Annotated in this window: 23 protein-coding genes and 1 riboswitch; of the genes, 13 read left to right on the top strand and 10 right to left on the bottom strand. The window is 52.0% G+C overall.

The genetic code is table 11. The features are described 5' to 3' along the window. Positions 1-333: 333 nt before the first annotated feature. The 3 genes from NXS13_RS04875 to NXS13_RS04865 are packed head-to-tail and all read right to left on the bottom strand — an operon-like array spanning position 334 to position 3,034. A complete protein-coding gene (locus NXS13_RS04875; RefSeq protein WP_259078143.1) occupies positions 334-852 on the bottom strand; it encodes a hypothetical protein in 519 nt (172 codons plus the stop codon). Further along, entirely contained in the window at positions 849-1,631 is a 783-nt protein-coding gene (locus tag NXS13_RS04870; RefSeq protein WP_259078144.1) for an energy-coupling factor transporter transmembrane protein EcfT, read from the bottom strand. Before NXS13_RS04870 ends, NXS13_RS04875 begins: the two co-directional genes overlap by 4 nt. Further along, on the bottom strand, positions 1,628-3,034 hold the full coding sequence (locus NXS13_RS04865; RefSeq protein WP_259078146.1) for an ABC transporter ATP-binding protein: 1,407 nt from the start codon (positions 3,032-3,034) through the stop codon (positions 1,628-1,630). The genes NXS13_RS04870 and NXS13_RS04865 overlap by 4 nt, the downstream gene beginning before the upstream one ends. 18 nt (positions 3,035-3,052) lie before the next feature. On the opposite strand from NXS13_RS04865, the gene NXS13_RS04860 reads away from it, so the two are divergent. Next, positions 3,053-4,180 carry a chloride channel protein gene (locus NXS13_RS04860; RefSeq protein WP_259078148.1) on the top strand — a complete coding sequence of 376 codons (1,128 nt, stop codon included), beginning with the start codon at positions 3,053-3,055 and terminating at the stop codon, positions 4,178-4,180. Between the two features lie 10 nt (positions 4,181-4,190). On the opposite strand, the gene NXS13_RS04855 is transcribed toward NXS13_RS04860, so the two are convergent. Continuing rightward, positions 4,191-4,772, bottom strand: coding sequence for an ECF transporter S component (locus NXS13_RS04855; protein WP_259078151.1), 582 nt, complete (start codon positions 4,770-4,772; stop codon positions 4,191-4,193). After that, a riboswitch (TPP riboswitch) is annotated at positions 4,772-4,888 on the bottom strand. Its footprint overlaps the gene before it by 1 nt. Positions 4,889-5,047: 159 nt before the next feature. Between NXS13_RS04855 and NXS13_RS04850 the strand changes: the two genes are divergently transcribed. The 3 genes from NXS13_RS04850 to NXS13_RS04840 all read left to right on the top strand — a co-directional run bounded on the left by NXS13_RS04850 (position 5,048) and on the right by NXS13_RS04840 (position 9,818). Continuing rightward, the gene (locus NXS13_RS04850; protein WP_259078153.1) at positions 5,048-5,995 is read left to right on the top strand and encodes a DUF808 domain-containing protein; all 948 of its coding nucleotides are present in this window, start codon (positions 5,048-5,050) and stop codon (positions 5,993-5,995) included. 64 nt (positions 5,996-6,059) lie between these two features. After that, complete coding sequence (locus NXS13_RS04845; protein WP_259078155.1) at positions 6,060-8,606, top strand: fibronectin type III domain-containing protein; 2,547 nt, start codon at positions 6,060-6,062, stop codon at positions 8,604-8,606. 78 nt (positions 8,607-8,684) lie between these two features. After that, positions 8,685-9,818, top strand: coding sequence for a hypothetical protein (locus tag NXS13_RS04840; RefSeq protein ID WP_259078156.1), 1,134 nt, complete (start codon positions 8,685-8,687; stop codon positions 9,816-9,818). A gap of 33 nt (positions 9,819-9,851) precedes the next feature. Here the strand turns inward: NXS13_RS04840 and NXS13_RS04835 are convergent, their stop codons facing one another. Both NXS13_RS04835 and NXS13_RS04830 read right to left on the bottom strand, forming a co-directional pair. Continuing rightward, on the bottom strand, positions 9,852-10,415 hold the full coding sequence (locus tag NXS13_RS04835; protein ID WP_259078159.1) for a hypothetical protein: 564 nt from the start codon (positions 10,413-10,415) through the stop codon (positions 9,852-9,854). 18 nt (positions 10,416-10,433) lie between these two features. Further along, complete coding sequence (locus NXS13_RS04830) at positions 10,434-10,595, bottom strand: hypothetical protein (protein ID WP_259078160.1); 162 nt, start codon at positions 10,593-10,595, stop codon at positions 10,434-10,436. 1,605 nt (positions 10,596-12,200) lie between these two features. Here NXS13_RS04830 and pstS point away from each other — a divergent pair. The 4 genes from pstS (at position 12,201) to pstB (ending at position 16,160) form a co-directional block, all read left to right on the top strand. Further along, positions 12,201-13,319 (top strand): phosphate ABC transporter substrate-binding protein PstS, encoded by a 1,119-nt coding sequence (gene pstS, locus NXS13_RS04825; RefSeq protein WP_259078164.1) that lies wholly within the window; start codon positions 12,201-12,203, stop codon positions 13,317-13,319. 118 nt (positions 13,320-13,437) lie between these two features. Continuing rightward, entirely contained in the window at positions 13,438-14,430 is a 993-nt protein-coding gene (pstC, locus tag NXS13_RS04820) for a phosphate ABC transporter permease subunit PstC (RefSeq protein ID WP_259078446.1), read from the top strand. A 17-nt stretch (positions 14,431-14,447) separates the two neighbouring features. Then, positions 14,448-15,347: a phosphate ABC transporter permease PstA gene (gene pstA, locus NXS13_RS04815; RefSeq protein ID WP_259078165.1), complete on the top strand. Its 900-nt coding sequence runs from the start codon at positions 14,448-14,450 to the stop codon at positions 15,345-15,347. A gap of 36 nt (positions 15,348-15,383) precedes the next feature. Continuing rightward, positions 15,384-16,160, top strand: coding sequence for a phosphate ABC transporter ATP-binding protein PstB (pstB, locus tag NXS13_RS04810; protein WP_259078166.1), 777 nt, complete (start codon positions 15,384-15,386; stop codon positions 16,158-16,160). A 70-nt stretch (positions 16,161-16,230) separates the two neighbouring features. On the opposite strand, the gene phoU is transcribed toward pstB, so the two are convergent. Both phoU and NXS13_RS04800 read right to left on the bottom strand, forming a co-directional pair. Continuing rightward, on the bottom strand, positions 16,231-16,959 hold the full coding sequence (gene phoU / locus NXS13_RS04805; RefSeq protein WP_259289442.1) for a phosphate signaling complex protein PhoU: 729 nt from the start codon (positions 16,957-16,959) through the stop codon (positions 16,231-16,233). Positions 16,960-17,016: 57 nt separating this feature from the next. Next, complete coding sequence (locus NXS13_RS04800) at positions 17,017-17,871, bottom strand: alpha/beta hydrolase (RefSeq protein ID WP_259078170.1); 855 nt, start codon at positions 17,869-17,871, stop codon at positions 17,017-17,019. A 79-nt stretch (positions 17,872-17,950) separates the two neighbouring features. Between NXS13_RS04800 and NXS13_RS04795 the strand changes: the two genes are divergently transcribed. Further along, on the top strand, positions 17,951-18,358 hold the full coding sequence (locus tag NXS13_RS04795) for a hypothetical protein (RefSeq protein ID WP_259289441.1): 408 nt from the start codon (positions 17,951-17,953) through the stop codon (positions 18,356-18,358). A 499-nt stretch (positions 18,359-18,857) separates the two neighbouring features. Here NXS13_RS04795 and NXS13_RS04790 read toward each other — a convergent pair whose 3' ends face one another. Continuing rightward, a complete protein-coding gene (locus NXS13_RS04790) occupies positions 18,858-19,718 on the bottom strand; it encodes an SDR family NAD(P)-dependent oxidoreductase (protein WP_259078174.1) in 861 nt (286 codons plus the stop codon). Positions 19,719-20,163: 445 nt separating this feature from the next. Further along, entirely contained in the window at positions 20,164-21,246 is a 1,083-nt protein-coding gene (gene ychF / locus NXS13_RS04785; RefSeq protein ID WP_259078181.1) for a redox-regulated ATPase YchF, read from the bottom strand. 271 nt (positions 21,247-21,517) lie between these two features. Here ychF and NXS13_RS04780 point away from each other — a divergent pair, with 271 nt between their 5' ends. The 4 genes from NXS13_RS04780 to NXS13_RS04765 all read left to right on the top strand — a co-directional run bounded on the left by NXS13_RS04780 (position 21,518) and on the right by NXS13_RS04765 (position 25,446). After that, positions 21,518-23,143, top strand: coding sequence for a sodium-dependent transporter (locus NXS13_RS04780; protein ID WP_259078183.1), 1,626 nt, complete (start codon positions 21,518-21,520; stop codon positions 23,141-23,143). A gap of 18 nt (positions 23,144-23,161) precedes the next feature. Beyond that, a complete protein-coding gene (metS, locus tag NXS13_RS04775) occupies positions 23,162-23,341 on the top strand; it encodes a methionine/alanine import NSS transporter subunit MetS (RefSeq protein WP_259078184.1) in 180 nt (59 codons plus the stop codon). Positions 23,342-23,437: 96 nt separating this feature from the next. After that, a complete protein-coding gene (locus tag NXS13_RS04770) occupies positions 23,438-24,643 on the top strand; it encodes an AI-2E family transporter (protein ID WP_259078186.1) in 1,206 nt (401 codons plus the stop codon). A gap of 23 nt (positions 24,644-24,666) precedes the next feature. Further along, positions 24,667-25,446 carry a DUF6542 domain-containing protein gene (locus tag NXS13_RS04765; protein WP_259078188.1) on the top strand — a complete coding sequence of 260 codons (780 nt, stop codon included), beginning with the start codon at positions 24,667-24,669 and terminating at the stop codon, positions 25,444-25,446. Positions 25,447-25,470 lie beyond the last annotated feature (24 nt).

The following is a 25,470-nucleotide window of genomic DNA, read 5'->3' as shown; positions in this document are numbered from 1 at the left end:
CTTTCGTTGAAAATAAAAAAGACGAAGCGTACTTCGTCGGTTGCTTATCATCAACCCTATAGGGTGATCTATCTCATGCAAAACAATCAAAAGTTACCTAGGGAACAATTTCAGCTTATACCCCCTTCCATTTCGCTGTGTGCTGCGAAAACATCGTGAACGAGTAGGGGTAATGCTACCCCTACCCCCGGCGATCTTTGTTCGACGAAATTCTTTCAAACGATTGGTATTAGGTGACGCTAGAGAGAGTCTCGGATCCTCGATAACCGTCTCCCCCTATCCCGCTTATTAAAGCGTGTTGCTAAAATCGAAGCCGGCATTGCTGCTATTCTCTCAACCCCGTATGCGCTGGAGATTGGAGAAGTACTGGGCATGAGCAGAGGTAGCAATGAGCTTCTCCAGCTCCTCGAAGTGTTCATCCTCTTGGCGTGCCCACAGATCCCAGTAAGGGGCATAGTCAGGATCACGGTCTAAGGCGCGCTTTTTCCTTTGTTCGGTCTCGAGTTCCAAGAGAATAAGGTGCGTTCTACAAAAACGGCGAGCAGCTTTAATTGCTTCCAGACTGATGGCACCGACCCCTTCAACAATGAGGCCTCGTCGAGGATTTTTCAAGGCGCTCATATCCACTGGTACCCACTCCCCGCGCTTATTCTCCTCCCAATTCCACCGGAAGTAGCCGGCGCGGTTCGCTTGGAGAATTGATCGTGCCACTATCTCTCGACCAGCCGCTAGGCCCTCCCATCCCGGGTAAAAATCGTCTAGGTGAATAACCTCGTAATCTAAAACTCTAGACAATGTGGCAGCTAAGGTTGTCTTCCCGGATCCACTGCGACCATCGATGAGAATAATCATGCGCCAAGAAAATGGAAGGATCCGGTATAGATAGCTACCCCGAGACTCATAAGAGATGCAACGAAGCATCCAACGAGCAGCAGAGTATCTCGAGGGTTCCATGAGGAGACACGGGCCTTGGTGCGCTCAGGGTAGCGGCCGAAACCGCGCGCCTCCATAGCGGTTGCCAATTTAGCACCGCGCCTAAGAGCGAGCACGAGGAGTCCGAATGTTAAAGCGATCGTGGTTGTCAGCACCCCTCTATTATCGATGCCTCGAATACGGCGTGAGCGCCGCATCGTTTCCAAATCTCGCTGGAAGAGGCTGATCAGTCGTCCACCAGCGACCGCCGCGATCACAAAAGTGTGCGGCAGTTTTAAGTTTTGGGTTAAGGAGTCCCCTAAAGCCGTGGGGTCAATTCGACCCATCATAACCAAAACAGGAAGCGCAACCGCGAGGACGCGCACCATAATGGCAGCAGCGAGCTGGAGGGAGTTGTCGGTCACATGAGCGAAGAAGAAAGAGAAATATTCTCTACCCTCAGGCCTTCCGTATAGCGCCATCGATATACCTGCGATGGGAGTGAGGAAGAGAATGGGACGGGCATTTTTCAGCAGAGTCAGTAGCGGCACTCCCAAAAATGGCGCAGCGATCAAGGTGATCAGGAGCGCCACTGCGGCGCTAACAACGTCAACGCTTAGCAGTAAGGGAGTGGTAAATACCGCCACAGCTGCGATACGCGCCACCGGGTTGAAGCGTGAAATCAGCGTGTCGTGATTTTTGGTGGTTGTGGTTGTCATAGTTTGACCTCTTCATCGGCCATCGCCTCAACGAAAAGTCGATCGTGAGAAATTGATACCACGGTGACTCCGTGATCCGTTAGTTCCCTAAGCAAAGTAACGAGCTCTATGAAAGTATTGCGATCTTGGCCGAAAGTCGGTTCGTCGAGGAAAATCAGCTGCGGTGATTTGACCAAGGTTGTTGCTACCGAGAGACGTCGCTTCTGTCCTCCTGAAAGCGTAAAAGGATTAGCCTGAGCAAGGTGATCTAAGCGTAAGCGTTGCAGAATCTCGTCGGCTCGATCATACTCAGCCTGACTAATATCTTTACCCTTACCGTTGCCTGCTCCCACGAGGAGTTCTTCGCGCACGGATCGGGCAACGAATTGGTGCTCTGGGTCTTGGAAGACGCAGCCAATGCGTTGTGATAGTTGTTCTGAACTCCACTGAATAGGCTGCTTTTTCAGGCCGCGAGCAATTTGCTCATGAAAACTGATCGTTCCACCCAAGGGTTTGAGAAGTCCGGCGAGAGTGAGCATGAGGGTCGACTTCCCAGCTCCATTAGGGCCGGTAATCACTGTTGATGACCCTAGGCGTATACGAACATCGCGCTGTGAGAGTGGACGATCCCATCCAGTGACGAGACCTGAGGTCTTTATCGCCCATTCCTGTTTATCGAAGGTGCAGGGGCTTTGTGCTGGTGGCAGCTGTGGGTCGTGTCCTGGCATCCATACCCCTTGCTCGGCGAGCATGCGCCCATGAGAGGTAGAAATTTCGTGAAGTGGTGCATCAGCTTGCAGGATACCGTCGACAAGCACGAGCGCTCGATCGACAGTTCGCGCCCAGGTGTGCACGCGATGTTCGACAATGATGAGGGTGGCGCCGGTTTCCGCGATGACCTGATCGACAGCACGCACGACCTCCTCCACTCCCTCGGGGTCAAGATTCGCGGTGGGCTCATCGAGGAGGATGATATCTGCGCCCATGGCAAGAACAGCTGCTAAGGCCAGACGCTGCTTTTGCCCGCCCGATAACTCAGCCGTAGGGTGGTCTAAGGGAAGATCTAGGCCAACCATATCGAGGGACTGGCGCACTCGAGGCCAAATCTCCTCGGCTGGAACCTGCAAATTCTCGCATCCAAAGGCAATATCGTCTCCGACCTTGGAGGCGATAACTTGTGAATCTGGATCTTGGAGCACCATGCCTACGATCCCTGATACCTCAAGGTGGCCACTTGTATCCCCTTCATCAGCACCGAGTACCCCGGCTAGGGCTGCCAGAAGGGTCGATTTTCCCGACCCAGAGGCCCCAAGTAGCAGGATCTTCTCGCCAGCCTTTATGCTGAGACTTAATTGGTTAAGCGCTGGCTTTTTTCGGCTTGCGTGACGGAAACTAAAGCGATCGAGTTTAATCTGTATATTCACTACTACTGGTCCTCAAGGATGTTCTCACTTTTACTATCTGCGCTTTTCTTCGGAGTTACCGCTGGTTTGGTTGGAGCGGCCACCAGCCTCCTCATCGAGAATATCGCGTGCCTTAACCCGATCTTGCTTCTTCCCGCCGGGGTGGTGGCGGCGGGTGCGTGGCTGATGATCAGCCGCCGTTGGAGTATTAGTGTAGCTTCAGCGATAACTACTGGAGGGCCGCTGCCAGTAGTGCCCACTCTTATCGATGCGACCATGCAACTCCTTCTTGTTGGTCTCGGTGCGTCATTGGGTCGCGAACAGGCGCCTCGGCAGGTAGCAGCCGCGCTGAGCTCACGTATGGACAGGGTCGTCATCGCTGGCGCCGCTGGAGGTGGTTTGGCAGCAGTCTACAATGTGCCACTAGCTGGAGCACTCTACGCGTTTTTGTTGCTCCCTATAACCCGAACCGTGCGGAATTTTCTGGTATGCGCTCTGATGGCTGGCGTAGCCACCCTAACCTCGTGGCTAGTTCTTGATGTAGGAACCATCTATTCAGTTACCGAATCTCCAATCAGCACCGAAGACCTGGGAGCATATCTTTTCACCGCACTGATGGCTATGACGCTGGGATTGTTATTGCGTGAATTAGGCTCGAGGTCACTCCGTGCCACCAGCTCCATCACGCTCCTGAGCATCCCACTAGCTTGCGCAACTGTGTGGATAACAGCAACCTATATTCCCCCGGTAACCGGTAACGGGCAGCTCATTGTGGAACAAGCCTTACTCGGTCTCGACCCCACATATGCTCTGATATTAATTATCGCCAAACTTGCACTAACGCTAGCAATGCTATCGTCGGGCGCTCGGGGCGGAGTGCTCACTCCCGCTTTAGCCTTGGGCGCTGCCGGGGGCGCTATGACCGCCTCATTGTGGAATACCAGCCCTGTGGCTTTGGCCCTATTCGGCGCTTTCTGCGCCTTGGCAATAAGCCAGCAGAGCTGGATTTTCGCGGCTATTTTTGTACTGGAACTAAGTCGACCTTCACTAGCACTCTCCGCAGTGATAACACTCAGTGCCCTTACTGTAGTGACAGTAGGAACCTTCGCTAAGAAGCGATATGCCCGACCTCCGAGATCAGCCACTCCCCCGGATCGGAGCAGCTAATGGCGGACAGCTAGACGAGATTCTGGCGTTCGCGTCCTGCAGCGAAACGATCCAGCGCTCCGGTAGCAGCAAGGGCCTTGACCAGATAGAAGGACAGAACGCCCGCGAGAATGGCACCCGAAACGGACATGGACGCCAAATAAATGAGGTTGAACTCGAAGGTCTTGGCAAGGTTTCCGGATAGGAAAAGTTCTAGAATAAAGGCTCCAACTGCCGCACCAATACCCGATAGTGCAGCTACCCCTAGGCCGAATCGCTTATACACAAAAGCGGCAAAGATGAGTTCTGCTCCGATGCCTTGGGCGAGACCCGAATAGACGGTCTCGATTCCCCACTGGTTACCTAGGCCGGCAGATACACAGGCAGCCAGTACCTCAACGAAAATCGCAGCGCCTGGCTTACGAATGATCAACCCACCGAGGACACCACCCATCAACCAGATACCCACGGAAATTCCGCCGAAACCAGGGGTCAGTGCGTTGGCAGCCTCGTACCAGGCATAACCGATGGAATTCCAGACCCAGAAGATGAGTCCAGTTGCGACACCTAGAACGGCCGCGATGACAATATCAATAACACGCCAATTAAGCATGGTTAGTCTCTCTTTCTCCCTAACGCTGGCATTACACACAGATCAGGTTCAATCGGTTTGATCTCAGCACCTCTTCCTCCGTTTGGCGGCGGAAAAGAGCACCCGGGATACGCTCATTATTATGGCGTACAGCTAGTGATACTAACGGATAAAACCGATGAAGACTACTCATCAGAAGTGGCCAACCTTATCTCTACCCCCACCCGCCCGCGCAGTTAGATTCGCTATAGTAACCACGTAAGTACCACAAATCCCATATATATAAGGACAATTTTATGGCTGGCGGACTCGCTGCACTTCTCGACGATATCGCACTCATCGCAAAAACTGCCGCCTCGAGTGTGGATGATATTGCTGCCTCGGCAGCCAAGACCTCCGCCAAGGCGGCAGGTCTTGTCATCGACGACACCGCTGTTACTCCGCGCTTCGTGGAGGGTGTCAGCCCTGCCAGGGAGCTTCCCATAATCTGGCGAATCACCAAGGGGTCGCTATTTAACAAACTCATTGTTATTTTACCGATCGCCCTGATCTTGAATACCTTAGCGCCATGGCTCCTCGTACCCATTCTAATGCTCGGTGGTTTTTATCTTTGCTTTGAGGGAGCAGAGAAATTTCTAGAGATGATCAGTGGTCATGAGCATCATCAAGAAAAGGCCGCACTCAAGGATGAAAAGGCTCTTGTTCGCGGTGCAATTACCACAGATCTCATCCTTTCAGCGGAAATTATGGTCATTAGTTTGAATGAGGTCGCAGATCAACCTCTCTGGAAAGAAGCAGCCATTCTCGTAGTCGTAGCGCTTGCTGTTACCGTCGGCGTCTACGGGTCGGTGAGCCTCCTTGTGAAGATGGATGATCTCGGCCTTAGCCTCATGACTAGGGATTCTCTTTTTGCCCAACGCACTGGCCGGGCGCTAGTCGCGGGGATGCCCAAGGTACTCGACATCATTTCTGTCGTGGGCCTGTTCGCCATGCTGTGGGTTGGAGGACATATCCTGCTTGCGGGCTTTTCTGACCTAGGATGGTCAGCTCCAATTGATTTTGTCCACCACTTAAGCCATCAAGCCTTGGCATGGGGTGGGTTTGTATCATGGTTGACCGATACATTCTTTTCCTTGGTTGTCGGTCTCGTAGCAGGCACGCTGATCGTCGGAATTTTTAAGGCTTCCAAGAGAGTCATCAACCCTCCCAAGGACTCCGCAAATCCGCGCTTATCTGGAAATTAGTGAATTCTCAAAGACGAGCGTAGGCTAGCCTATATTTGAAATAGTCCTGTCGGAAGGTTTATCTATGTCTGCAGTCGGATGGCGTCGCGCCATTATCGCTGGAACCACCGCTTCCAGCCTCCTTTTCACTCTGCCCGTAGCCCAGGCAGTTCAGGCAGTTCCCAGCGAAAGCACAGTGGAAAGCCCAAGCGATAGTAATGAAACCCCCGAGGCAAGCCGCCCCCGCGTGCTCGCTGACGGTCCAGTTGTCCGCGTGTTTTGGGACGCTATCCCAGGGGCCAAAGGCTATACCGCGACTATCGTTCTACCTTCGAAATCTGGCGAAGTTGTTTCCCCCAAGCACGGTGTATTCACTCAGACTGTGTTTACGGAAGTTCCTGCCGGCACGTACAGGGTGAAGGTTGAGCCCTTGACCAATAACCCGGGCGCCGATACCCCGATTTTCTCCGAGGAGTTTACGGTTTCGCACGACATCACGGTGCCCCAGAAGCCCAATGAGCCGCAGATTGAACTCCTCAAGGGCTCCAAAGCGCGTGTCTGGTGGTCACGGAATTCCAATGGCGGCGCTCGAGTGGAACACAGCATGGTCACACTGATCCCGAACGATGGCTCTCAAGTGATCACCGCCAAAGCTGACGGCGAGCTTAACGAAATTGAAATCGGTGGCCTGAAACTTAATACCACATATACAGCCTCAGTGGCGGTCCATAACGAAATTGGCGACTCTGAGCCGGCCAAATCCAGCGATAGCATCACTGTCACAGCTGACCCAGGTGATATATCCCTTAACCTCAACCCCCCACTGATTGATCCCACCAAAGAGAACACCTTTGTTTTAAGCGGCAGTGGTCTAACCGGCGGCGCTGTGGAAAAAGGCTTCTATGTGGTGGTGTGGAATACCAAGCAGTGGGAGCCAGGATATCGCCCCTGGCTGACCGAGGATGACACTCAACTCAGTTATAAGATGTCAGCCAGTGATATCACGAATGGGACGTTCACCAAACAGATCACAATTCCTGCCGATACTTTCGATATCTCCAAGGGCGACCGTTATATTGTCGGCATTACTGCGGAGAATTTCCGTAATGATCGGCGACTTGACCGAGCCATTGAGATCATTTTCACCCCCCTACCCGTCACCAACGTCACCGCGGAAGCCTCGGATGCTTCAGTTTCTGTCTCATGGGCTCCTGCTAGGGATCACCGCGTTAGAGAATACGTAGTCAAACTCTTTAACGCCGAGACCAATGAATTGGTCAAGAGCATCTCGCGGGGTAAAAATATTACGTCGACCTCTTTTGAAGGCCTCAAGGCCGGTCGCTATTACGCCAAGGTAGTCAGCAATATTCAGAGCGATTCTTCTGGCCAAGCGATTTACTCGCCTGAAGCTCGATCGACAGAAGTAGAGATTGCCAGCTCTAAGGTTAAAACAGTTCCTAGTGCGGTGCAGAGCGTCATCCTCGGTGACGGGAGAGCAGCTGGATCTTTAAAGATCAGCTGGATCGATGGGCCCCGTGAAGCTGGACAGGCCAAGATTACTGGATACCGTATCATCTTCACCGATGGAACTAAGACAGTCACCAAGACTGCTGAGCCATTAGATTCCTTGCTCGAATTCAATGGTTTCACCCAGGGCACCTGGACCGCAACAATCATTGCCGAAAGTGCTGCTGGTGATTCCGCCGCCAGTGCTGTCTCTAATTCTCACCAGATCACTGAGAAGGCCATCGAATTCACTCCTGAATTCCTGCTTTCTAATAATCGCATCAATGCCACCCGTGACACTACGATCAGGCTTAACGGCAGTGGCTATTTTGAGACGGACTCGGTCGATGTTGAGGTGCTTGACCTCGAGGGCACTACCTCGCTGCTAAAAGTCACAGCTCCAGTGTCTGGTGGCGAGTTGAACTATGAGTTGCGCATATCGGCTGGCACCCTAGAACCAGGAAAGAAATACCGCGTACGCACCCAAAAGGGCGATAAGTACCGTGCAACGCAGCTATTGAGCACCGAAGGAACCGAGGTAGCCAATCCACAGATTAGTTTCGATCAGCGGCCGCTTGATCCGACCATGGACAATGTAGTGCGCGTAAATGGCTCTGGATTCTATGGCGACGGCACCGCTAAAGGCGTCTACGTCACAATCCAGCCCCAAAACGCATGGCGTCCAGGCACTCCCGCTCACCGCAAGGGCGAAATTACAGCGCAACATATTTCTGTCGATCAATTGCGCGATGGACGTTTCACCGTTGATCTCATCATTCCAAAGGGTGTTCTAACCTCAAGCGATGCTCCGTATATGGTCAACACCTTCGCAGCCCATGCGCTTTCCCAGACTGACCGTAGCCTGGATTCCAGCACCCCACTTCCCGTCGATTTCGGCTCTGCTGCAACCCCGGATCCAGAAGTTTCGCCTACCCCCACACCGAAGCCCGATCCTCAACCGGCTCCGGAACCTACCCCAGACGACAACTCCGAAGGGTCGAGCCCAGGGATTATTGCGGCTAGTGTCATCGGATCGTTGACTGCATTGGCAGCAATCATTGGTGCTGTGATCAATTTCTTCCCTCAGATCATTCAGACTGTCAAAGGTTTCCTACGGCTGCCCTAACATATCCGACCTGTTCCTATAAAGCGCGTCGCCAAGCGCGACGCGCTTTATCTTTCGTCCCTTAAGGAAGTATCCTCCATGCGATTTTCTCGAGCACTGGCATCAGTTGTTGTCTCTTTCTCCCTGCTCAGCACCGGAATTGCTCACACCCAAGAAGTGTCCGCCTCGAAGCCCATCATCAATCAGGGCGATGCCATTAAACTCCAGGAGGGACCCTCCACATTCACCTGCACGGTTGGCTTCGTTGATAGAGAGAATCGGCGAATCTGGACTGCAGGTCACTGCGCCAGAGATAACTCTTTCGTTTTCACGTCAACTGGAACCGAAATTGGCGTGATAAAACATCCCTACGACGTGGATCCAACGATCGATCCGCGGGTGTCCGAACTCGAACGAAGAAAATTAACTGCCGACTACTTCTTCCACGATATTGCCTATATTGATCTCTCCGATAAGGTGACTCCAGGAAGCAATAAATTCTCTGGTGATCGCTATTACCAACCGAGCGTGGGCGACGACATTTGTCGATTTGGAGCCACGACTTTCGACCATGTTTTCTGCAGCAAAGTGCTACATATTGACGATCACTTAGCCTACGCTGCCGATCTTGGTACCAAAGGCGGCGACTCGGGTGGTCCAGCGTGGGTACCAGGGAAAGGCTATGTAGGCCAAGCAGTAGGTGCTTTTAACTTAGTGAGTGCCAGTGGCGCTCCCGCAGTGATGTCGATTATTCACCGCGCCGACTTTAATCAACAGATTCCGCAGCGCACCAAGGCTGAGGGTTTCGATCATTACTTCCCCTCGGCGGATAACCTGCTGCTCCAAAAAGCGACGTTGAAGGAGGTAATGGGAAACCACTTCGGGAGCGATCTTCCTAGTGCGGCGGAATACAACCGCATCCTGCGCGACAACGAGCTCAAGCTCAATAGGGCGAAAAGAGATCTCGATCTAGCTCAAGAGCGCTTCAATAATGCTGTGAATGATCGCAATCAAGCGCAGCAGAAACTCAATGAGGCTAAGGCGGACCTGGAGAAGCTGCGCCAGGAGTTCGACGGCAAAAACACCCAAGATCTTTCCCAGTTGCAAAAAAAATACGACAAGCTCCAAAAAGATTCCACAATTGGAATAGTGGTCGCTATTATCTCCGCTGTCATTGGATTATTTGCAGCGGTGGCTAGCTGGTTTGCTCCGCACGCCGGCATCCGGATCTAAACTCTTCACCCCAGTCTTAGTACTGGGGTTTTCTTATAGCAGTCTAAATCCTCTTTCCTCAGCGATCTTAAAATACTGGTTGCGCTGCGGTTTGTAGGTGCTAGAAATGTGCGTAATATGCTCAAAGAAAGTCGTCGTCACTCTCGGGCCCGACCGCTGCGCATAGTACTGCTCGACCAGCTCGTTGAAAGCACTGAGATGTTCTCCATAGTCTTCCGCTAGCGTATAAGCATCGTGGAACACCCTTAGTTGCGGACCTAGCTTGGGTTTTTTAACCTCGCGGTGATCATATGGGCCCCACGCCAATCCCACAACGGGCATGGTTCGAGGGGGAAGCTGACATATCTCGATAATTTTGCGGGGATCGTTGAGAATACTACCGAGGAAGACGCTGCCCATATCAAGCGATTCAATAGCGATCGCTGCGGTTTGCGCCATCAGTAAAGCATCGGTCATAGCTTGGAGGAAAATACCGACATCGAGGCGCTCCTGGGGGATTTTTACATCGAAACTTTCGGCAATCTCACGATTGCGGCAATCATCTGCAATAAAAATCCACAGCTCCGGTGACTGAGCAATAAAAGCTTGACCGGACATAGCAGCAATTTCACTCTTCTACTCTTGTGAGGAGATACGGATCATACAGGCGCGCATACCATAGTTGCTCGACGCGGTATTACTCATTGCGGAGAGGATAATATCAATGTCTTTGTCCTCAACTGGCTCGTTACGAAAGGCGCGCACACTAGATCGATTGTGTAGTAGCTCAGTGAACATTGGTCTCCTTAATTGTGATCTTTCGTCTTTTACAATATGCCATTCCACTATCTTGTTAGCTTTGAAGAGTTTGATTGTCTGAAGAGCTGGTGGAATGTGATGAGGTCGCTTTTAGCCATTCGCGAACCATGAGGGGCGCCTGGAGGGCACTAATCCTTGGGTAGCCAGATGGACTGCGCAAGGGTAAAAGTCTGTGTCCGGTCTGGATCTCACCATATATTTTGCGGATTTCTCTGAGATCGGGTCAGTGATCGTATTGTTCTGCAATTCCCATAACTTTTTTCATGAGCTGGCACCTCCAGGAAAGACACCGGCTGCCTCCACGACTATTAGGCTGCGAAGTGAAGATACCGAGGTATTAAAGTGCACCCCGTTATGGCCGCGGGCACTCCCCGGCAATAGCTCTTCATTCGGGCATACTCGAAGCAGGAGGTCTTGTTTTCACCCTGAGGTTTTAACTCAAAGGCTCTCATACTAGGGGTTTCACACTAGAGACCGTTTCTCCGACTCCGGAAATTGCCTGCACACCTGTTCACACTGGCAGCATACGGTTGGCACCCGCGCGTATCGCTTTCCGGGATCAGCGAGCTGCCGCAATGCGCGGGGCGTTCGACATAGAAATATGAGGTTGTGCGAAAATTCTGATGTGATTGTGCTTCCCTCTTCGTTGTGCCCCCTTAAAGAAGACTTGGTGGAGGTAAGGGAAAATTCGTGCCATTGCACACACGGCTTGGAGGCACGTATAAGTACCCTTGAGTAAGGGGGCAGAGCTTGTGTAAGTACTTTTTCCAGAATCGGCGGCACTCTTGATGGAACTACGCTTCATTCGAGGCGTATTAGATCTGCTTGCGTAGGCTTGGGCACTCGTGGGGCTACCTATAAATCGGTGGGTTAGGAGATAATTTTCCACCCCCACTCAAAAAAGTAATATATATCACAATTTTACAGTGTTGGTTGTTTTAGCCTCGTTATTCCACTAAGCCCGTCTACTTTTCCAAGCCACATAGCCGAAAGGGGGAAATTTACAGCTCAACACATATTTAAGCAGTACGGATCAACTCAATAAAGGTTGGGAAATCTTAGCTAACTCTTAAAGTGAGCCCTCTCACAGAGACCGCATCTTATATGGATTAGCAGCTCCACTCGGGCACAAAGCAAAGCCAGGGGCTCTACCCCCGGCTTAGCTGATTTAAGCTGTGCTAGCCTGAGGATGTTCAGCTATCACACCCGCCAAGGTCGATTGGACATCACTAGAGGACAAGTAGCATCAGCAGAAGTTCAGACCCTTTTCGCAGACCTGTCCGCGACTTATCTTTCATTTCCCGCTATACCGCCAAGTAATAGCGCGGGCTTTAAGTCGCTACCAGCATTGCTAAAAGATCCTGACTACTCCTGACACTACCGCTTTTATAGTGGATAATCAAATTTTTGTTTGTTTTAACCATTGGAAGAGACCAACGTTTTCTTAGCTAGGTCTCAGCTTAAGGTCTATATCTGCCTTGAGCTGGCAGTCCACCCGTGTTTTCCGATCGACAAAACCCAGCCGATAGCCCCGAACGACGATCATCGTTGCATAAATGTCATCCACTCTTATCGGAGGTTGTTTTGTTCTCTACTACACGCCGCAAGGCTCTTATTATCGCCACTGCTTCTCTCGCAGCAAGCCTTGGCTTAACTGCTTGCTCCGAAGGCGGAGCAGGCGGCGAGGATGCAGTTCAGGTGCAGGGTCTTAACGAAACCACAGGGGAGCTCAAAGGCGAGGGCGCCTCTTCACAGGACAATGCCATGCGTGTGTGGGCTCCACTCTTTGAGGCCACCGGTTCCGCTCTCTCCTACAACCCGACGGGGTCCGGCGCAGGTCAAAAACAGTTCTTGGCTAGCGTGGTGGCTTTCGCCGGCTCTGATTCGCCACTCCAAGACAATAAAAAAGGCATCAACCAAATTGAAGAAGCTCGCACCCGTTGCGGTGGCAACGACGCCTGGCACCTGCCTATGGCCATCGGGCCGGTAGCCATTGCCTACAACCTTCCAGGAGTCGATATAACACTTTCGCCTACCTTAGTTGCAGAAATCTTCGATGGAGCCATAACCAAGTGGAACGACCCTAAAATTGCTGCACTTAACCCAGACGTCGCCCTTCCTGACACCGGTATTACGGTCGTCTTCCGCGCCGACGAGTCTGGTACCTCCGACAACTTCATGAAATTCTTAAGCGCCACCGCGGATGCTGCATGGCCTCACGAGCCTTCTAAGCAATTCCCGCAAGGAGTTGGCCAAGGTGCCAATAAGTCCTCGGGTGTAACTGATGAGGTTTCGGCTGTCGAAGGTGCCATCACCTATGTGGAATCAGGCTACGCAAAATCCAAAAACTTGGGAGTGGCGAAGATGGACTTCGGCTCCGGAGCAGTAGAACTCAACAAGGACACTGTCGGTAAGGCACTCGACTCCGTGGAGTTCAAGGGTGACGGCCACGATATGGTTGTCGATGCGAAGACCCTCTTCGCTATGAACGAACCTGGCGCCTATCCGCTGGTGCTCACCACCTACGAGATCGTCTGCTCCACATACCCCGACGATCAATCACACGATCGCGACCTTGTAAAGAACTTCCTCACTGTCGTGCTTGACCAAGGTCAGGGCCAAGCGCTGGAAGACGCGGGCTATATCCCGGTTCAGGGAGAATTCAAGACCAAGCTCGCAGCTGCCGTAGAGGCTATCCAATAGCTGTTCCCCCAGACTGAATTCCCGGTGCGGACTATCGTGTCCGCACCGGGCAGATCAGTTCATATCAAGGAAAGCACCTATGCCCCTTTCGACTTCTACTCAAGAAAAATCCATCTCGATGAAAACTTCGGCTGCGCAGATCGCTCCCCCACAGCAGGATCCTGCCGAGCCAGCCCCAAGATCTTCAGTCATCCGACCTGGCGACCGCGTATTTCAGATCCTCTCCAACGGTTCCTCGATATTGGTCTCGTTGACTATTTTTGCCATCGGAATTTTTCTCATGCTGCGGGCTGTTCCATCCTTAGCCCGTAATGAGGAAAATTTCTTCTTATTCAATCAGCGTTGGGATCTCAGCGATGTCAGCGCTATGCACTTTGGGATCCCCAATCTCTTCCTCGTCACCGTCATGGTGTCCCTCGTGGCACTCTTGCTCGCCATGCCTGTGGCGCTGGGAATTGCAATATTCCTCACGTCCTACGCCCCTAAGCGTCTAGTGCGCCCCTTAGGGTTCCTGGTAGATCTTTTGGCAGCAGTACCGTCCATTGTGTACGGTCTGTGGGGTTTTATGGCTCTCGGGCCAGCTCTAGGATCCTTCTACGAAAGTCTTAGTACCCGCCTCAGCTTCATACCATTATTTGCCGTCTATCCCAACTCGCCCTCCTTTGATACCGGACGCAATATTTTCACCGGCGGCATCGTCCTGGCGATTATGATTTTGCCTGTGATCGCAGCGACAACCCGAGAGGTTTTCGTACAAACGCCGCGAGGGAATATTGAGGCAGCCTTGGCTTTAGGCGCAACCCGCTGGGAAACTGTGCGGCTAGCAGTGTTACCCTTCGGCAAATCGGGCTTTATATCAGGCTCCATGCTCGGCCTTGGGCGAGCGCTGGGTGAAACTATGGCGCTCTATATGGTGATGTCTCCGTCAGCAGATTTCAATGGCTCACTTTTCGATGGTGGAGCTACCTTCGCCACCTTAATTGCCAATGCTGCACCTGAGTTCAACGATAATCTCAAAGCGGGCGCCTATATGTCAGCAGGGCTCGTGCTGTTCGTCCTCACCTTCGTGGTCAACACCGCCGCCCGTATGGCTGCCAAGAAGAAGTACTAAGGAGTGCTGAGAATACTATGACTACCTCAACTTCCACCCCATCGGTGGTTTTTACAGAAATCAAAGGCAGCCGTAAATTCGCAGATAAGGTTGCCACGACGGTGATATACACCAGTATGGTTCTCGCACTTATACCGCTGATGTGGGTTTTATTCGAACTCATCGTGCGCGGTACCCCAAGTCTGCTGAGCACCCAATGGTGGACTCGCTCCCAAATGGGCGTAACCCTTGGCTCAGCTTCTGGCGGCGTAGCCCACGCCATCATAGGCACGATAGTCCAGGCTCTCGTGACCGCAATTATGACGGTACCGCTTGGAATTTTTGTGGCTATATACCTCGTGGAATACGCTGGGAATTCGCGACTGGGCAAGATGACAACTTTTATGGTGGACATTCTTTCTGGTGTGCCATCAATTATTGCTTCCCTGTTTATCTACTCCATGTGGGTCGTGATGTTTGGCATGAACCGTTCGGGATTTGCCGTATCGCTGGCTTTAGTTCTCCTCATGCTGCCCATCGTGATTCGCAATACCGAGGAAATGCTGCGAGTAGTACCTAATGAGTTGCGTGAAGCGTCTTATGCTCTCGGAGTTCCTAAATGGAAAACTATTGTAAAGATCGTTCTCCCAACTGCATTGTCTGGAATTGTTACGGGCGTCATGCTTGCTATAGCTCGCGTCATGGGCGAATCAGCTCCCATGCTCATCCTGGTTGCGGCGTCCCGCATCATTAAATACAACCCCTTTGGTTCTTCTCAATCCTCTCTCCCGCTCTATATTTTGGGCGAATATGGAGCTGGTAACACGGGAGCGTCGGTACAAAATATGTGGGGCGCCGCTCTCACCCTGGTTCTCATCATTGCCACGATCAATATCGTTGCACGCATTATAGCTAGCCGCTTTTCTGTCAAGGCTTAGCCACACACTATATTTCTCAAGGAAGGTTGTCTCTCTATGGCTAAGCGCCTAGATCTCAAAGATGTTGACATTTTTTACGGTGACTTTCACGCTGTCCAAAATGTTAATCTCCATGTTCCCCCGCAGTCAGTTACCGCTTTTATCGGCCCTTCCGGCTGTGGTAAGTCAACAGTACTGCGCTCGTTGAACCGGATGCATGAAGTCATCCCTGGCGCCTACGTAACGGGCGAAGTGCTTCTTGACGGCGAGAATATATACGCCCCTCAGGTCGATCCCGTCTCAGTCCGAAATACTATTGGTATGGTTTTCCAGCGACCGAATCCATTTCCCACTATGTCAATCGAAGACAATGTGGTCGCAGGACTGCGGCTATCAGGGGTTAAGAACAAGGCACGCTTGAAGGAAGTAGCCGAAAAATCACTCAGAGGTGCCAACCTATGGGACGAAGTCAAAGATCGCCTGGATAAGCCTGGCTCTGGACTTTCGGGTGGGCAACAACAGCGCCTGTGTATCGCGCGCGCCATAGCTGTCGAACCCGAGGTGCTGCTCATGGATGAGCCATGCTCCGCCCTCGACCCTATATCGACCCTGGCAGTTGAGGATCTCATTCATGAGCTTAAAGAGCAGTTTACAATCGTGATCGTCACCCACAATATGCAGCAGGCAGCACGCGTCTCGGACCAAACCGCTTTCTTCTCTCTCGAAGCAACGGGAAAGCCTGGACGTTTAGTAGAAGTTGGCGAAACTAAGCAACTCTTTGAAAAACCAACGCAAAAAGAAACCGAAGATTATATCACCGGACGCTTCGGTTAAAACGAATAAATAATTGCTCTCATTCTTATGACGGAATGAGAGCATTTAACTTTCTACAAATATCCTCTAACTAGTCATCAAATGTACTAGCAATATTACGGAAGCGTGCCTGCAATACCCTTTCTTTCTCATCAAGATCACGCATATCCAAATACTCCTCAAGCTTGTATCCGGTCGCCATATAAACCATTCGTGCACCCACCGATACACAGTGATCTCCGAAGCGCTCGTAGTACCGACTCAGTAGAGTCATATTTACTATCTGCCTGTGTCCGAGCTCTCGATCACCGCTGGAGATAATTCGATTTATACTCTCGTAGATATCATCAATAGCTTGATCGTCACGCCCCATCTGCACGGCTCGATCTGCATCACGTGAAACGAGAACTTCGTGCGTGGACTGGGTCATTTCATCGCACAACCGCCCTATCTCCTCGAAATAGGGCGCCATAGTCTCATCGATGGCCGCTTGAGGCTGAGCTCTTAGCGCGATCCCTGCAATATGGCTACTCAGTGCACCCATGCGAGCCAAGTCTTGGCAGATATAAATGCCCGAGACCACCTGGCGTAGATCTCGGGCCACCGGCGCTTCCCTCGCAAGTAGTTCGAAGGAAGTATTCTCACAAGAGATTCTCAGTTGCTCAAGATCCACTGCGGATCTCTTCACATCTTGAGCCTTCTCTAGATCGTTGTGAACAAGAGCTTGTGTAGCTGCGCGAATCATATGATTAATCTGATCGCACATGAGAATCATATCATGGGATAAATTGCGAATTTTCTCTCTGTAAACAGTACGCATAAGCCCTAAGTCTACGTGATGCTTTCCCTAAATGCACGGGTAATTTAGCCCAAAAATTTAGAGATTATGGCGAGAGATAAAATCTATAATATCGGCCGTGACTTCGTCGCGATTAATTTCATTAAGGATCTCGTGGCGTGCCTCAGGGTACAGTTTCAACTCGACATCATTGAGGCCTACGTGCTGATAACGTGCGGCAACAGCTTGCGGACCTAGAGCCTGAGGGCCGGCGACCGGATCGTGATCTCCGCTAATGACGAGGATAGGCAGCGTTTTTTTGATAGCCTGTACCCGCTCGACCTCAGATGCGACCGCTAGGTGTTCGATCCCCTTGGGGGGAGGCGCTGACCAACCGTTCGCCGGGTCCGCCACATAGGCATCAACCTCGGCGGGATCTCGTGACAGCCACTCAAAACCGGTGCGGTGCTCGAAGGGTGCGTTAAAGGCCGCAAGATCCGCCTCTCCACCGGAAGTAAGGGCGGAGACGATCCCGGCAGCATCAGTTGTACCGCTTAATATCACTGCGTCCGCTAACTCAGAATGGTCGAGGAGGAATTGCTGGGTAGCAAAAGAACCCATGGAATGCCCGAAGATAATCAGCGGAAGTCCGGGGTGAGACTGCTTGATAAACGTAGTCAATCGAAAGACATCGTCGACCCATCCAGACCAGCCGTCCGGTCCAAAGTCACCGTATTCTCCGGCGGCGCTTTTACCTGAACCGCGAGCATCAGCCGCATAGACCGCATAACCCTCAGAAGTGAGGGCTCGAGCGAATCGCTCGTAGCGCCCTGCATGCTCGGCAAGACCATGCTGTATCTGCACAATCGCCTTTGGGGCCACTTCGGGAAGCCATATATACCCAAATAATGACAGACCGTCACGCGTGGGGAGTGTGAATGTTGTATTTTCCATATCGCTATTCTATCAGGTGTCTGGTTACCACCCCCCGAAGGGGTATAGCCCTGGATGGATTGTCGCCTATAATTAGTTCATGCACATCTCAGAATTTGGCCAACATCTCACCCGACTATCCCTGGGTGGATTTATGGCTTTCGCCGGCGTCGCGCACCTCACGTTTGCTCGCGAAGAATTTCAAGCTCTGGTTCCACCGTGGGTACCTTTTCCAGCAGATCCCGTAGTTGTTGGGTCGGGGATTATTGAGATCGGTTTTGGCGCTCTGCTCATTGCTTTACCACGGTACCGGCGCCCCATAACCGCCGCGCTCATAGTCTTTTTCATCGCGGTCTTTACTGGCAATCTTTCTCAATACACCGGCAGTATCGATGCTTTCGGACTCGACACCGATGCCAAACGGCTTGCTCGCCTGTTCTTCCAGCCCATATTTGTTCTCGCGGCTCTCTACGCCGGTAACTGGTTTGGCAGGAGAGATCGCGTTTAAGTTGTGCACAAGTCCCCCTATCCGTCAATGATATAAGTCTTGGCCTTCTGCCGGTTATCAAAGGGGCCAAGCGGGAGCTCAGATTCGCCGAAGCTACGGACCACTATGCGGCGAGGTTACCTAAAAGGGGCTATGCCTCAACCTGGTTAAATATAATAAGCTCGGCTTAGACCCCGAAGCAGTAGAATCCTGACCCGTCTAGTGCGGTGACAATTATCAGTCTAAACAAGGCCTCAGAGCGGTCGTGTACGCATCTCTCAGCATCCGACAGTGAGGTGACCACTGGTCTAGTGCACCGCAGATCGACCTTTTTTACGTGGGTCAGAGCTGGCCGAAGCAGTAACATTCCCCTCAGTCCGCACGGCAATGAGAAGCGCAATGCGGCTATGCTGAAAAGCCGAAAAGCTTGGCGCATATGGTCTAGCCTCTGCAAATCTTCGACGACACCGCATTGTAAACCGCGCGGCCGAGGGATTCCGGCGCGACCTCCGGTTCTCTATTAGGAGGGGAGGTCGGTAGCTGTAAGTTCAACAGCACTATCCCATAATTTACGGGATAGATAGGGATCTGAGGCCAGGGCGGCCCGTCCGATTAGGGTGGGGTTACCTCGCAGTGCCCCGAAACCGTCTGGGCCAACATAGCTCCCCGAGGGTATATCTGCGACGGCTGCCCATAAGACCGATTGCGCCCCATCAGCCGCAGATTGGGCGACAAGGCTTGAAACCGCAGTAATCGCGGCGTTAACAGGAGCCGAGAAAGCATTTTGCAGATTGGTCATTGCCCACCCAGGGTGAGCTACAGTTATATCAACGGGGCCCAATCGGCGAGAAAGCTCCAAACCCCAAAGCATATCCGCCAATTTCGATCGGCTATAGGCGGCTAAAGGCCACCACCCGTTGGTAAATTGCAGATCACCTAAATCGAGCCGAGCTTTTTGATGGGCTTCCGAGCCCACGATGACAACCCGGCGTTTAACGTGCCCAGCGATGAGGTTGGTAAACGCGAAGGGGCCGAGAAAATTCGTCCCCATCATCATTTCAAAACCGTCGACAGTCTCTTCTCTTTTGGGAGTAACCACACCAGCGCAGTTGATTAGCACGTCAATAGGCTCATCCACAGAGGCAGCAGCCGCTCGGATACTTTCGAGATCAGCTAAATCAAGATTTATGAGGCGGATGGCATCAAGCTCTCTCTGTGCCGCCAGGCCGCGACCACGATCCCGGGCGGTGATAATTAAACGCGCTCCGGCTTTGCGTGCCGCCCGTGCCACTTCTTGTCCCACTCCATTTGTGGCGCCGGTGACCAGCCAGGTACTGCCGGTTTGATCGGGTAGTTCAATTGGTTGAACACGATTTTTCATAGTGGTTCCTTAAGCTAGGTTTATGACCAACGGTACCCGTCATTGCCCTTCTCCGTGGCAGCATAGGTTCGAACCACTCTGTGAAATCATACTAAAAAGCCGGAAGCGGAGGTCTGAGGACTCTGACCGCAGCTAGCACTGAAGACTTAAAATAACGCGTCATTCCTCCGCACTGGGATCTATTGGCGGAGGATACCGCTTGTCTACGAGGAACCGCGTTGATAGTACACCACTCACCCATCCACGAACCCGTTAGGAGAACACAAACACCGGGACAGTCAATTACTCAGCTTAAAAACCATAGACTGTTGATGTCATTAAACGGCGCTTCCTAACGCCTGGAGCAGGCAGGTGCGCTATGCCGGCTAGACATTATCCCCACGGATGAGCTGCTGGCACCATAATATGCACTAATTGTTATAAAAGGTCTCAAGCCTGGGTGTTTCTAGGAGTGGCGAAACTCCACGACGTCACCATCAGCCATGATGTATTCTTTGCCCTCGATGCGAACCTTCCCCCGAGCACGTGCTTCAACCATAGACCCCGCTGCATCGAGGTCATCGAAGGAAACGACCTCGGCTTTAATAAAGCCACGCTCGAAGTCGGAGTGAATGACACCGGCAGCCTTGGGAGCTGTGTCCCCCCTATGGATGGTCCACGCACGCGATTCCTTGGGGCCCGCAGTAAGATAAGTTTGCAGCCCAAGGGTGGCGAAACCTGCCTTGGCTAAAGAGTGTAAGCCCGGCTCGGTCTGCCCAACGGACTCGAGTAGCTCTAAAGCTTCATCGTCATCGAGTTCAAGCAGGTCGGTTTCTGTTTTAGCATCCAAGAAAACACAATCTGCTGGGGCTACCATGGCTCGTAGTTCTTCTTTGCGCTTATCATTGCTCAGAACGTCCTCATCGGAGTTGAAGACGTAGAGAAACGGCTTTGCCGTCATGAGATGCAGATCACGGACCAAAGCTAGATCAACCTCGCCGGCTTTAGAGGCACTAAACAGGGTACGCCCATCTTCGAGGATGCTTTGCGCGGTTTTGGTAGCTGCCACATGGTCGGCCAAATCTTTATTTTTCTTGGCTTCTTTTTCCAGGCGTGGCAAGGCCTTTTCGATAGTCTGCAGGTCCGCCAAGATGAGTTCAGTATTAATAACGTCAATATCCGAAGACGGGTCGACCTTGCCGTCGACATGGATGACGTTATCATCGGCAAAAGCGCGCACAACCTGGCAGATAGCGTCGGCTTCGCGGATATTGGCTAAGAATGCATTCCCCATTCCTTCGCCTTCAGAAGCTCCCTTGACAATGCCAGCAATGTCAACAAAGGAAACGGTAGCGGGCAAGATGCGCTCGGATCCGAAAATTTCGGCGAGGCGCTTCAGACGCTCATCTGGCAATTCAACCAATCCGATATTGGGCTCGATAGTTGCAAAGGGATAATTCGCAGCCAGAACATCGTTGCGGGTCAGGGCATTAAATAGCGTCGACTTACCCACGTTGGGCAGTCCTACAATTCCTAAAGTTAAGCTCACGATTGCTAATGGTATCACCTGAGAAAAATAACCCCATACCACACCCCCATATCCCACTATATGGGATAGTAATTCCTATTTTCTAAAATCGCTGCGCTAGAGTTTCTTTCTACCGATAGAAAACCTTTCTGCAAGGACTGTTTTCTTGATTATTAAAAAAGGTATGCACCCTTAGGGCTGTTCAAAAAGCGCGAGGGACACTTCTTTTTTGCTTCACAGTCGTTGCCGCCACCAGCGGTAATGATCACTACCACAGAAAGGCGTTCTTCTCATGGCAACAGAAGTAGATACCAGCCAAAGGAGGGAGACCTTCTCCACACGCTGGGTGTTCATCCTGGCTGCGATTGGCTCAGCCGTTGGACTGGGTAATATTTGGCGGTTTCCCTACGTAGCATTCGAAAATGGCGGTGGGGCATTCCTTGTCCCCTATATCATCGCGCTACTTACCGCGGGTATTCCCCTCCTTTTCCTCGACTATGCCCTCGGCCACCGCTACCGCGGCTCCGCACCTCTGGTGTTCAGGCGCATCAAAAAGTGGAGCGAGCCAATCGGATGGATCCAAGTAGGAATTTGCTTTTTCATCACGATTTATTATGCCGCCATTATCGCGTGGGCCGGCCTCTACACGGTGAAGTCCTTCAACCGCGTCTGGGGAGATGATCCGAATACCTATTTCTTCGAGTCATTCCTTCGCATGGATGCCTCTGCGACATTCTCCTTCGACTATGTCGGAGAAATCGTCATCGCACTCGCCTTCGTATGGATCGCCGCCATTATTGTGCTTGCCATGGGAGTCGATTCAGGAATCGGCCGCATCTCTAAGATCTTCATGCCACTACTCACGGTCCTTTTCATCGTTGTGGTCGTGCGGGCTCTCTTCTTAGACGGGGCTTCTAACGGCCTCAACACCTTCTTCACTCCTCAGTGGGAAGCCCTTGGAGACGCCAGCGTGTGGATCGCCGCCTATGGGCAGATCTTCTTCTCTCTCTCGGTTTCCTTCGGCATTATGCTCACGTACTCCTCCTACCTCAAGCCTCGTACCAATCTAACGGGTACCGGCTTGGTTACAGCCTTTGCCAACTCTTCATTCGAAGTGCTTGCCGGCATCGGAGTATTTGCTGCATTGGGATTTATGGCTGTGCAGCAAGGTGTTTCCGTTGAAGATACGGCCTCGGGTGGTATCGGCTTGGCCTTCATTGCCTTCCCCACCATTATCAATGAGATGCCTTTGGGTGGTCTGTTTGGGGTACTTTTCTTCGGATCTCTAACCATCGCTGGATTCACTTCCCTCTTCTCTCTTTTCGAGGTTGTTGTTTCTGCAGTCAAAGATAAGCTCAATATGCCACGTAAGCGTGCCGCTCTCAGCGTTGGCATCGTCATGGCCACGTTGTCGGTGCTGCTTTTCTCCACCACCGGTGGCTTAATCCACCTCGACATTATGGATAAATTCACCAATAATATTGGCATCGTCCTCATCGCGCTGATTATCATCGTGTGCTACGACTGGATCCTGCGGCGAATCGACGAAGTTTCAGCACACCTCAATGTGGTTTCATCCTTTAAAGTTGGTGTCCTTTGGCGAATCAGCATCGTAAATCTCACCGCGATTGTTTTGAGCTATACTCTGGCCAAAGAGCTCCTTGATCTCATTAAGGAACCATATGGCGGTTATACGACTATTCAGGTGGCTCTCTACGGCTGGGGCGTTTTAGGTTTCATATTTGTGGCATCAATAGCAATGAGCTTTATCACCTGGCCCAGCAAGCTCCCACTCGACGGCCCTCCAGGCTCAGATTTCGGAATTGCACCAGAACTCAACCGCATTCCGCAGATCCCCAAACAATTCGATCCCCGTGAATCCCGCGTGGCTGGTTTTGCAATCGAACAGTACAAATAGAAAGGAGTGCTGATTTACATGACTGGTATCGCAATTTTTATGATGGTCTTGTTTATGGTCGTTATTTGGGGAGGCTTTGCTGCTACCCTCATCCACCTACAACGCCACCCCGACGAAGTTTCAGGTGATTTTGGCACCGCTGAATTTGCCACCGACGATGTCTTGCTAGCTCAGGAGATTCGACAGGACTCCGCTTAGTAGACCTCAGCTTTCAATACACGCAAGGGCCGGATCGACATCGAGTCGAGCCGGCCCTTGCGCTATCCGTAGAGAAAATGTGGAAAGATTGTCAATGTGAGCACCCCTCCCCCGTATCCCGATCGCGCCACGGTTATCGCAAGTGGCATTAAAATCCTGGCGGCGTGGTGTCTAAGACTCATGATTATCGTTGCTGCCACTTACTTAGTGGGGATTGTATTGTGGCAAACGTGGCGTGGGGTCCTTCCCATCGCACTGGCGCTCATTGTGTGTACAGTTCTATATCCACCGTTCGTCGTTCTCCGAAAACTCGGGGTTCACCCAGGTTTAGCAGCTTTTCTCACCATAGTGGGATCTTTTACCGTCATCGGTGTTCTCCTTAGGATTATGGCCCCACAGGTAGGCCGTCAGTCTCAAACTCTCTACTACCAAGCTTTCGAAGGAATCCAGAGACTCCAGCTGTGGTTACAGGGCCCGCCTTTTAATTTGGATGCCGAAGATCTGAGTGCCCTCATTAATCGGGCGGTTAACTGGCTTCAGGAAGGCGGCCTATTATTTTCTGGACTCGGCTTCGCCTCCTCTGCACTGATAACAATTGGCATAATCGTGGTGCTTACGTTCTTTTTCCTCAAGGACGGCGACCTTTTTCTCCCGTGGTTATCTGGGATCGTCGGCCCGCGTATCGGCCTCCACCTCACTGAAGTTCTCCACCGTTGCTGGGCTACCTTAGGTGGATTTATCCGCGCTCAAGCAATCGTCTCTCTCGTCGATGCAGTTTTTATCGGTTTGGGTCTCGCAATACTCGGGGTACCCATGGCGCTGGCGCTCGCAGTTCTCACTTTCGTTGCTGGCTTCATTCCCATAGTGGGAGCATTTGTCGCAGGTGCCCTCTCGGTTCTAGTTGCTCTAGTGTCCTTGGGTTTTACCGAAGCCCTGATAGCTCTCGCAATTGTGCTCGTAGTTCAGCAGGTTGAGTCCAATATACTGGCACCTCTTTTACACTCGCGAGCGATGAATCTGCACCCGGTGGTAGTCCTCGTCTCCATCACAATCGGCGGTAGCCAATTTGGCATGATGGGCGCTTTCTTGGCTGTACCTGTAGCTGCCATGGTGGCGGTTCTTATGCGCTACCTCAACGAAAAAATTGCCCAGCGAACAGGTGAATACGTAGCGCCGCAGCAGGATTCGGCAGGGAGCAACCCTGCGGTTGACGATTTCGGTGACAGCGAGAATATCGCTCGTTATATTTGTTCCTATGTAAGTTTGGCGCCCAAAAAAGTGGCGGACATCTTTAGTCGCTGAAACTGATAGTAGGATAATTATTTGTGTCTACCGCTACCAGCAAATCGTCTTCCGCGCCCTTTTATGGCTTTTCCTTAAAGATCGCGCTACTCGGCCTCGTCGCTGGCTCTCTGACCGCAGTCGGAGCAACCTTAGTAACGGGAACTCTCGGGGTGCCCTTTCTAGCTATTTTCACCTTCAGCGCTCTGCTGGTTACTATCCTCACCATTCCGAAAGCCCTCTTTATAATAGTGAGTTGTGTACCCGTGTGCTTTGCCACCTCGAGCGCTATAGCGGGATGGCTCATCGTGACTGATAACCAACCAGCCCAAAATCTCAGTACTACAGAGATTATCTCGGTCTTTTACCCCCTCATGCAACACTTCCCCGCACTCCTCACCGCCACCCTTCTATCTGGATTCATCGCGGTTTTGCGAGTAAGCCTCTTGCGCCGCCGCACTCGAGTTATTGAGCGCCGAGTGAAGAAGACCTTGCAAGAAACTAGGGCGGCCAACGCCCGCACCACAATGCAAGCTAGCCAGGCTCGTTCGCGGGTGCGACGCAGCTCTGATAGAGGCACTGTGACGGTAGAAGAATTATTGCGCCGCAATGCGCGATCACGCCCCCCATCGGTCCTTGAACGTGACCCAGAATCGCGTAAACCTCAGACCTATGCTTTACGACCCGTTCGTTCGGTGCGGCCGCCTGAAGCGTCTCCGCCGCAGCCAGCGGCTAGCGAGCAGGCTCAGGCGACTCCCAACCCGCGTCTAGATAAGCGTACCCTGCCTCGACTTGGCTCCCTCGATGACGATTTGTATAGCTAGCAAAAACCTCCCAGCTGGAAAGGT

Origin of the sequence: Corynebacterium sp. ES2730-CONJ (assembly GCF_024834055.1) — a bacterium.
Taxonomy (GTDB): Bacteria; Actinomycetota; Actinomycetes; order Mycobacteriales; family Mycobacteriaceae; genus Corynebacterium.
This window is presented reverse-complemented; position numbering and strand designations above follow the sequence as displayed.

Excerpts from the sequence above, each read along its gene's own strand:
- NXS13_RS04860 (WP_259078148.1), top strand. The coding sequence starts at position 3,053 with ATGTTCTCACTTTTACTATCTGCGCTTTTCTTCGGAGTTACCGCTGGT.
- phoU (WP_259289442.1), bottom strand. The coding sequence starts at position 16,959 with ATGCGTACTGTTTACAGAGAGAAAATTCGCAATTTATCCCATGATATG.
- NXS13_RS04870 (WP_259078144.1), bottom strand. The coding sequence starts at position 1,631 with ATGACAACCACAACCACCAAAAATCACGACACGCTGATTTCACGCTTC.
- NXS13_RS04855 (WP_259078151.1), bottom strand. The coding sequence starts at position 4,772 with ATGCTTAATTGGCGTGTTATTGATATTGTCATCGCGGCCGTTCTAGGT.
- NXS13_RS04780 (WP_259078183.1), top strand. The coding sequence starts at position 21,518 with ATGGCAACAGAAGTAGATACCAGCCAAAGGAGGGAGACCTTCTCCACA.
- NXS13_RS04840 (WP_259078156.1), top strand. The coding sequence starts at position 8,685 with ATGCGATTTTCTCGAGCACTGGCATCAGTTGTTGTCTCTTTCTCCCTG.
- NXS13_RS04795 (WP_259289441.1), top strand. The coding sequence starts at position 17,951 with ATGCACATCTCAGAATTTGGCCAACATCTCACCCGACTATCCCTGGGT.
- NXS13_RS04835 (WP_259078159.1), bottom strand. The coding sequence starts at position 10,415 with ATGTCCGGTCAAGCTTTTATTGCTCAGTCACCGGAGCTGTGGATTTTT.
- NXS13_RS04875 (WP_259078143.1), bottom strand. The coding sequence starts at position 852 with ATGATTATTCTCATCGATGGTCGCAGTGGATCCGGGAAGACAACCTTA.
- NXS13_RS04830 (WP_259078160.1), bottom strand. The coding sequence starts at position 10,595 with ATGTTCACTGAGCTACTACACAATCGATCTAGTGTGCGCGCCTTTCGT.
- pstB (WP_259078166.1), top strand. The coding sequence starts at position 15,384 with ATGGCTAAGCGCCTAGATCTCAAAGATGTTGACATTTTTTACGGTGAC.
- NXS13_RS04845 (WP_259078155.1), top strand. The coding sequence starts at position 6,060 with ATGTCTGCAGTCGGATGGCGTCGCGCCATTATCGCTGGAACCACCGCT.
- NXS13_RS04790 (WP_259078174.1), bottom strand. The coding sequence starts at position 19,718 with ATGAAAAATCGTGTTCAACCAATTGAACTACCCGATCAAACCGGCAGT.
- metS (WP_259078184.1), top strand. The coding sequence starts at position 23,162 with ATGACTGGTATCGCAATTTTTATGATGGTCTTGTTTATGGTCGTTATT.
- pstC (WP_259078446.1), top strand. The coding sequence starts at position 13,438 with ATGAAAACTTCGGCTGCGCAGATCGCTCCCCCACAGCAGGATCCTGCC.
- pstA (WP_259078165.1), top strand. The coding sequence starts at position 14,448 with ATGACTACCTCAACTTCCACCCCATCGGTGGTTTTTACAGAAATCAAA.
- NXS13_RS04850 (WP_259078153.1), top strand. The coding sequence starts at position 5,048 with ATGGCTGGCGGACTCGCTGCACTTCTCGACGATATCGCACTCATCGCA.
- NXS13_RS04800 (WP_259078170.1), bottom strand. The coding sequence starts at position 17,871 with ATGGAAAATACAACATTCACACTCCCCACGCGTGACGGTCTGTCATTA.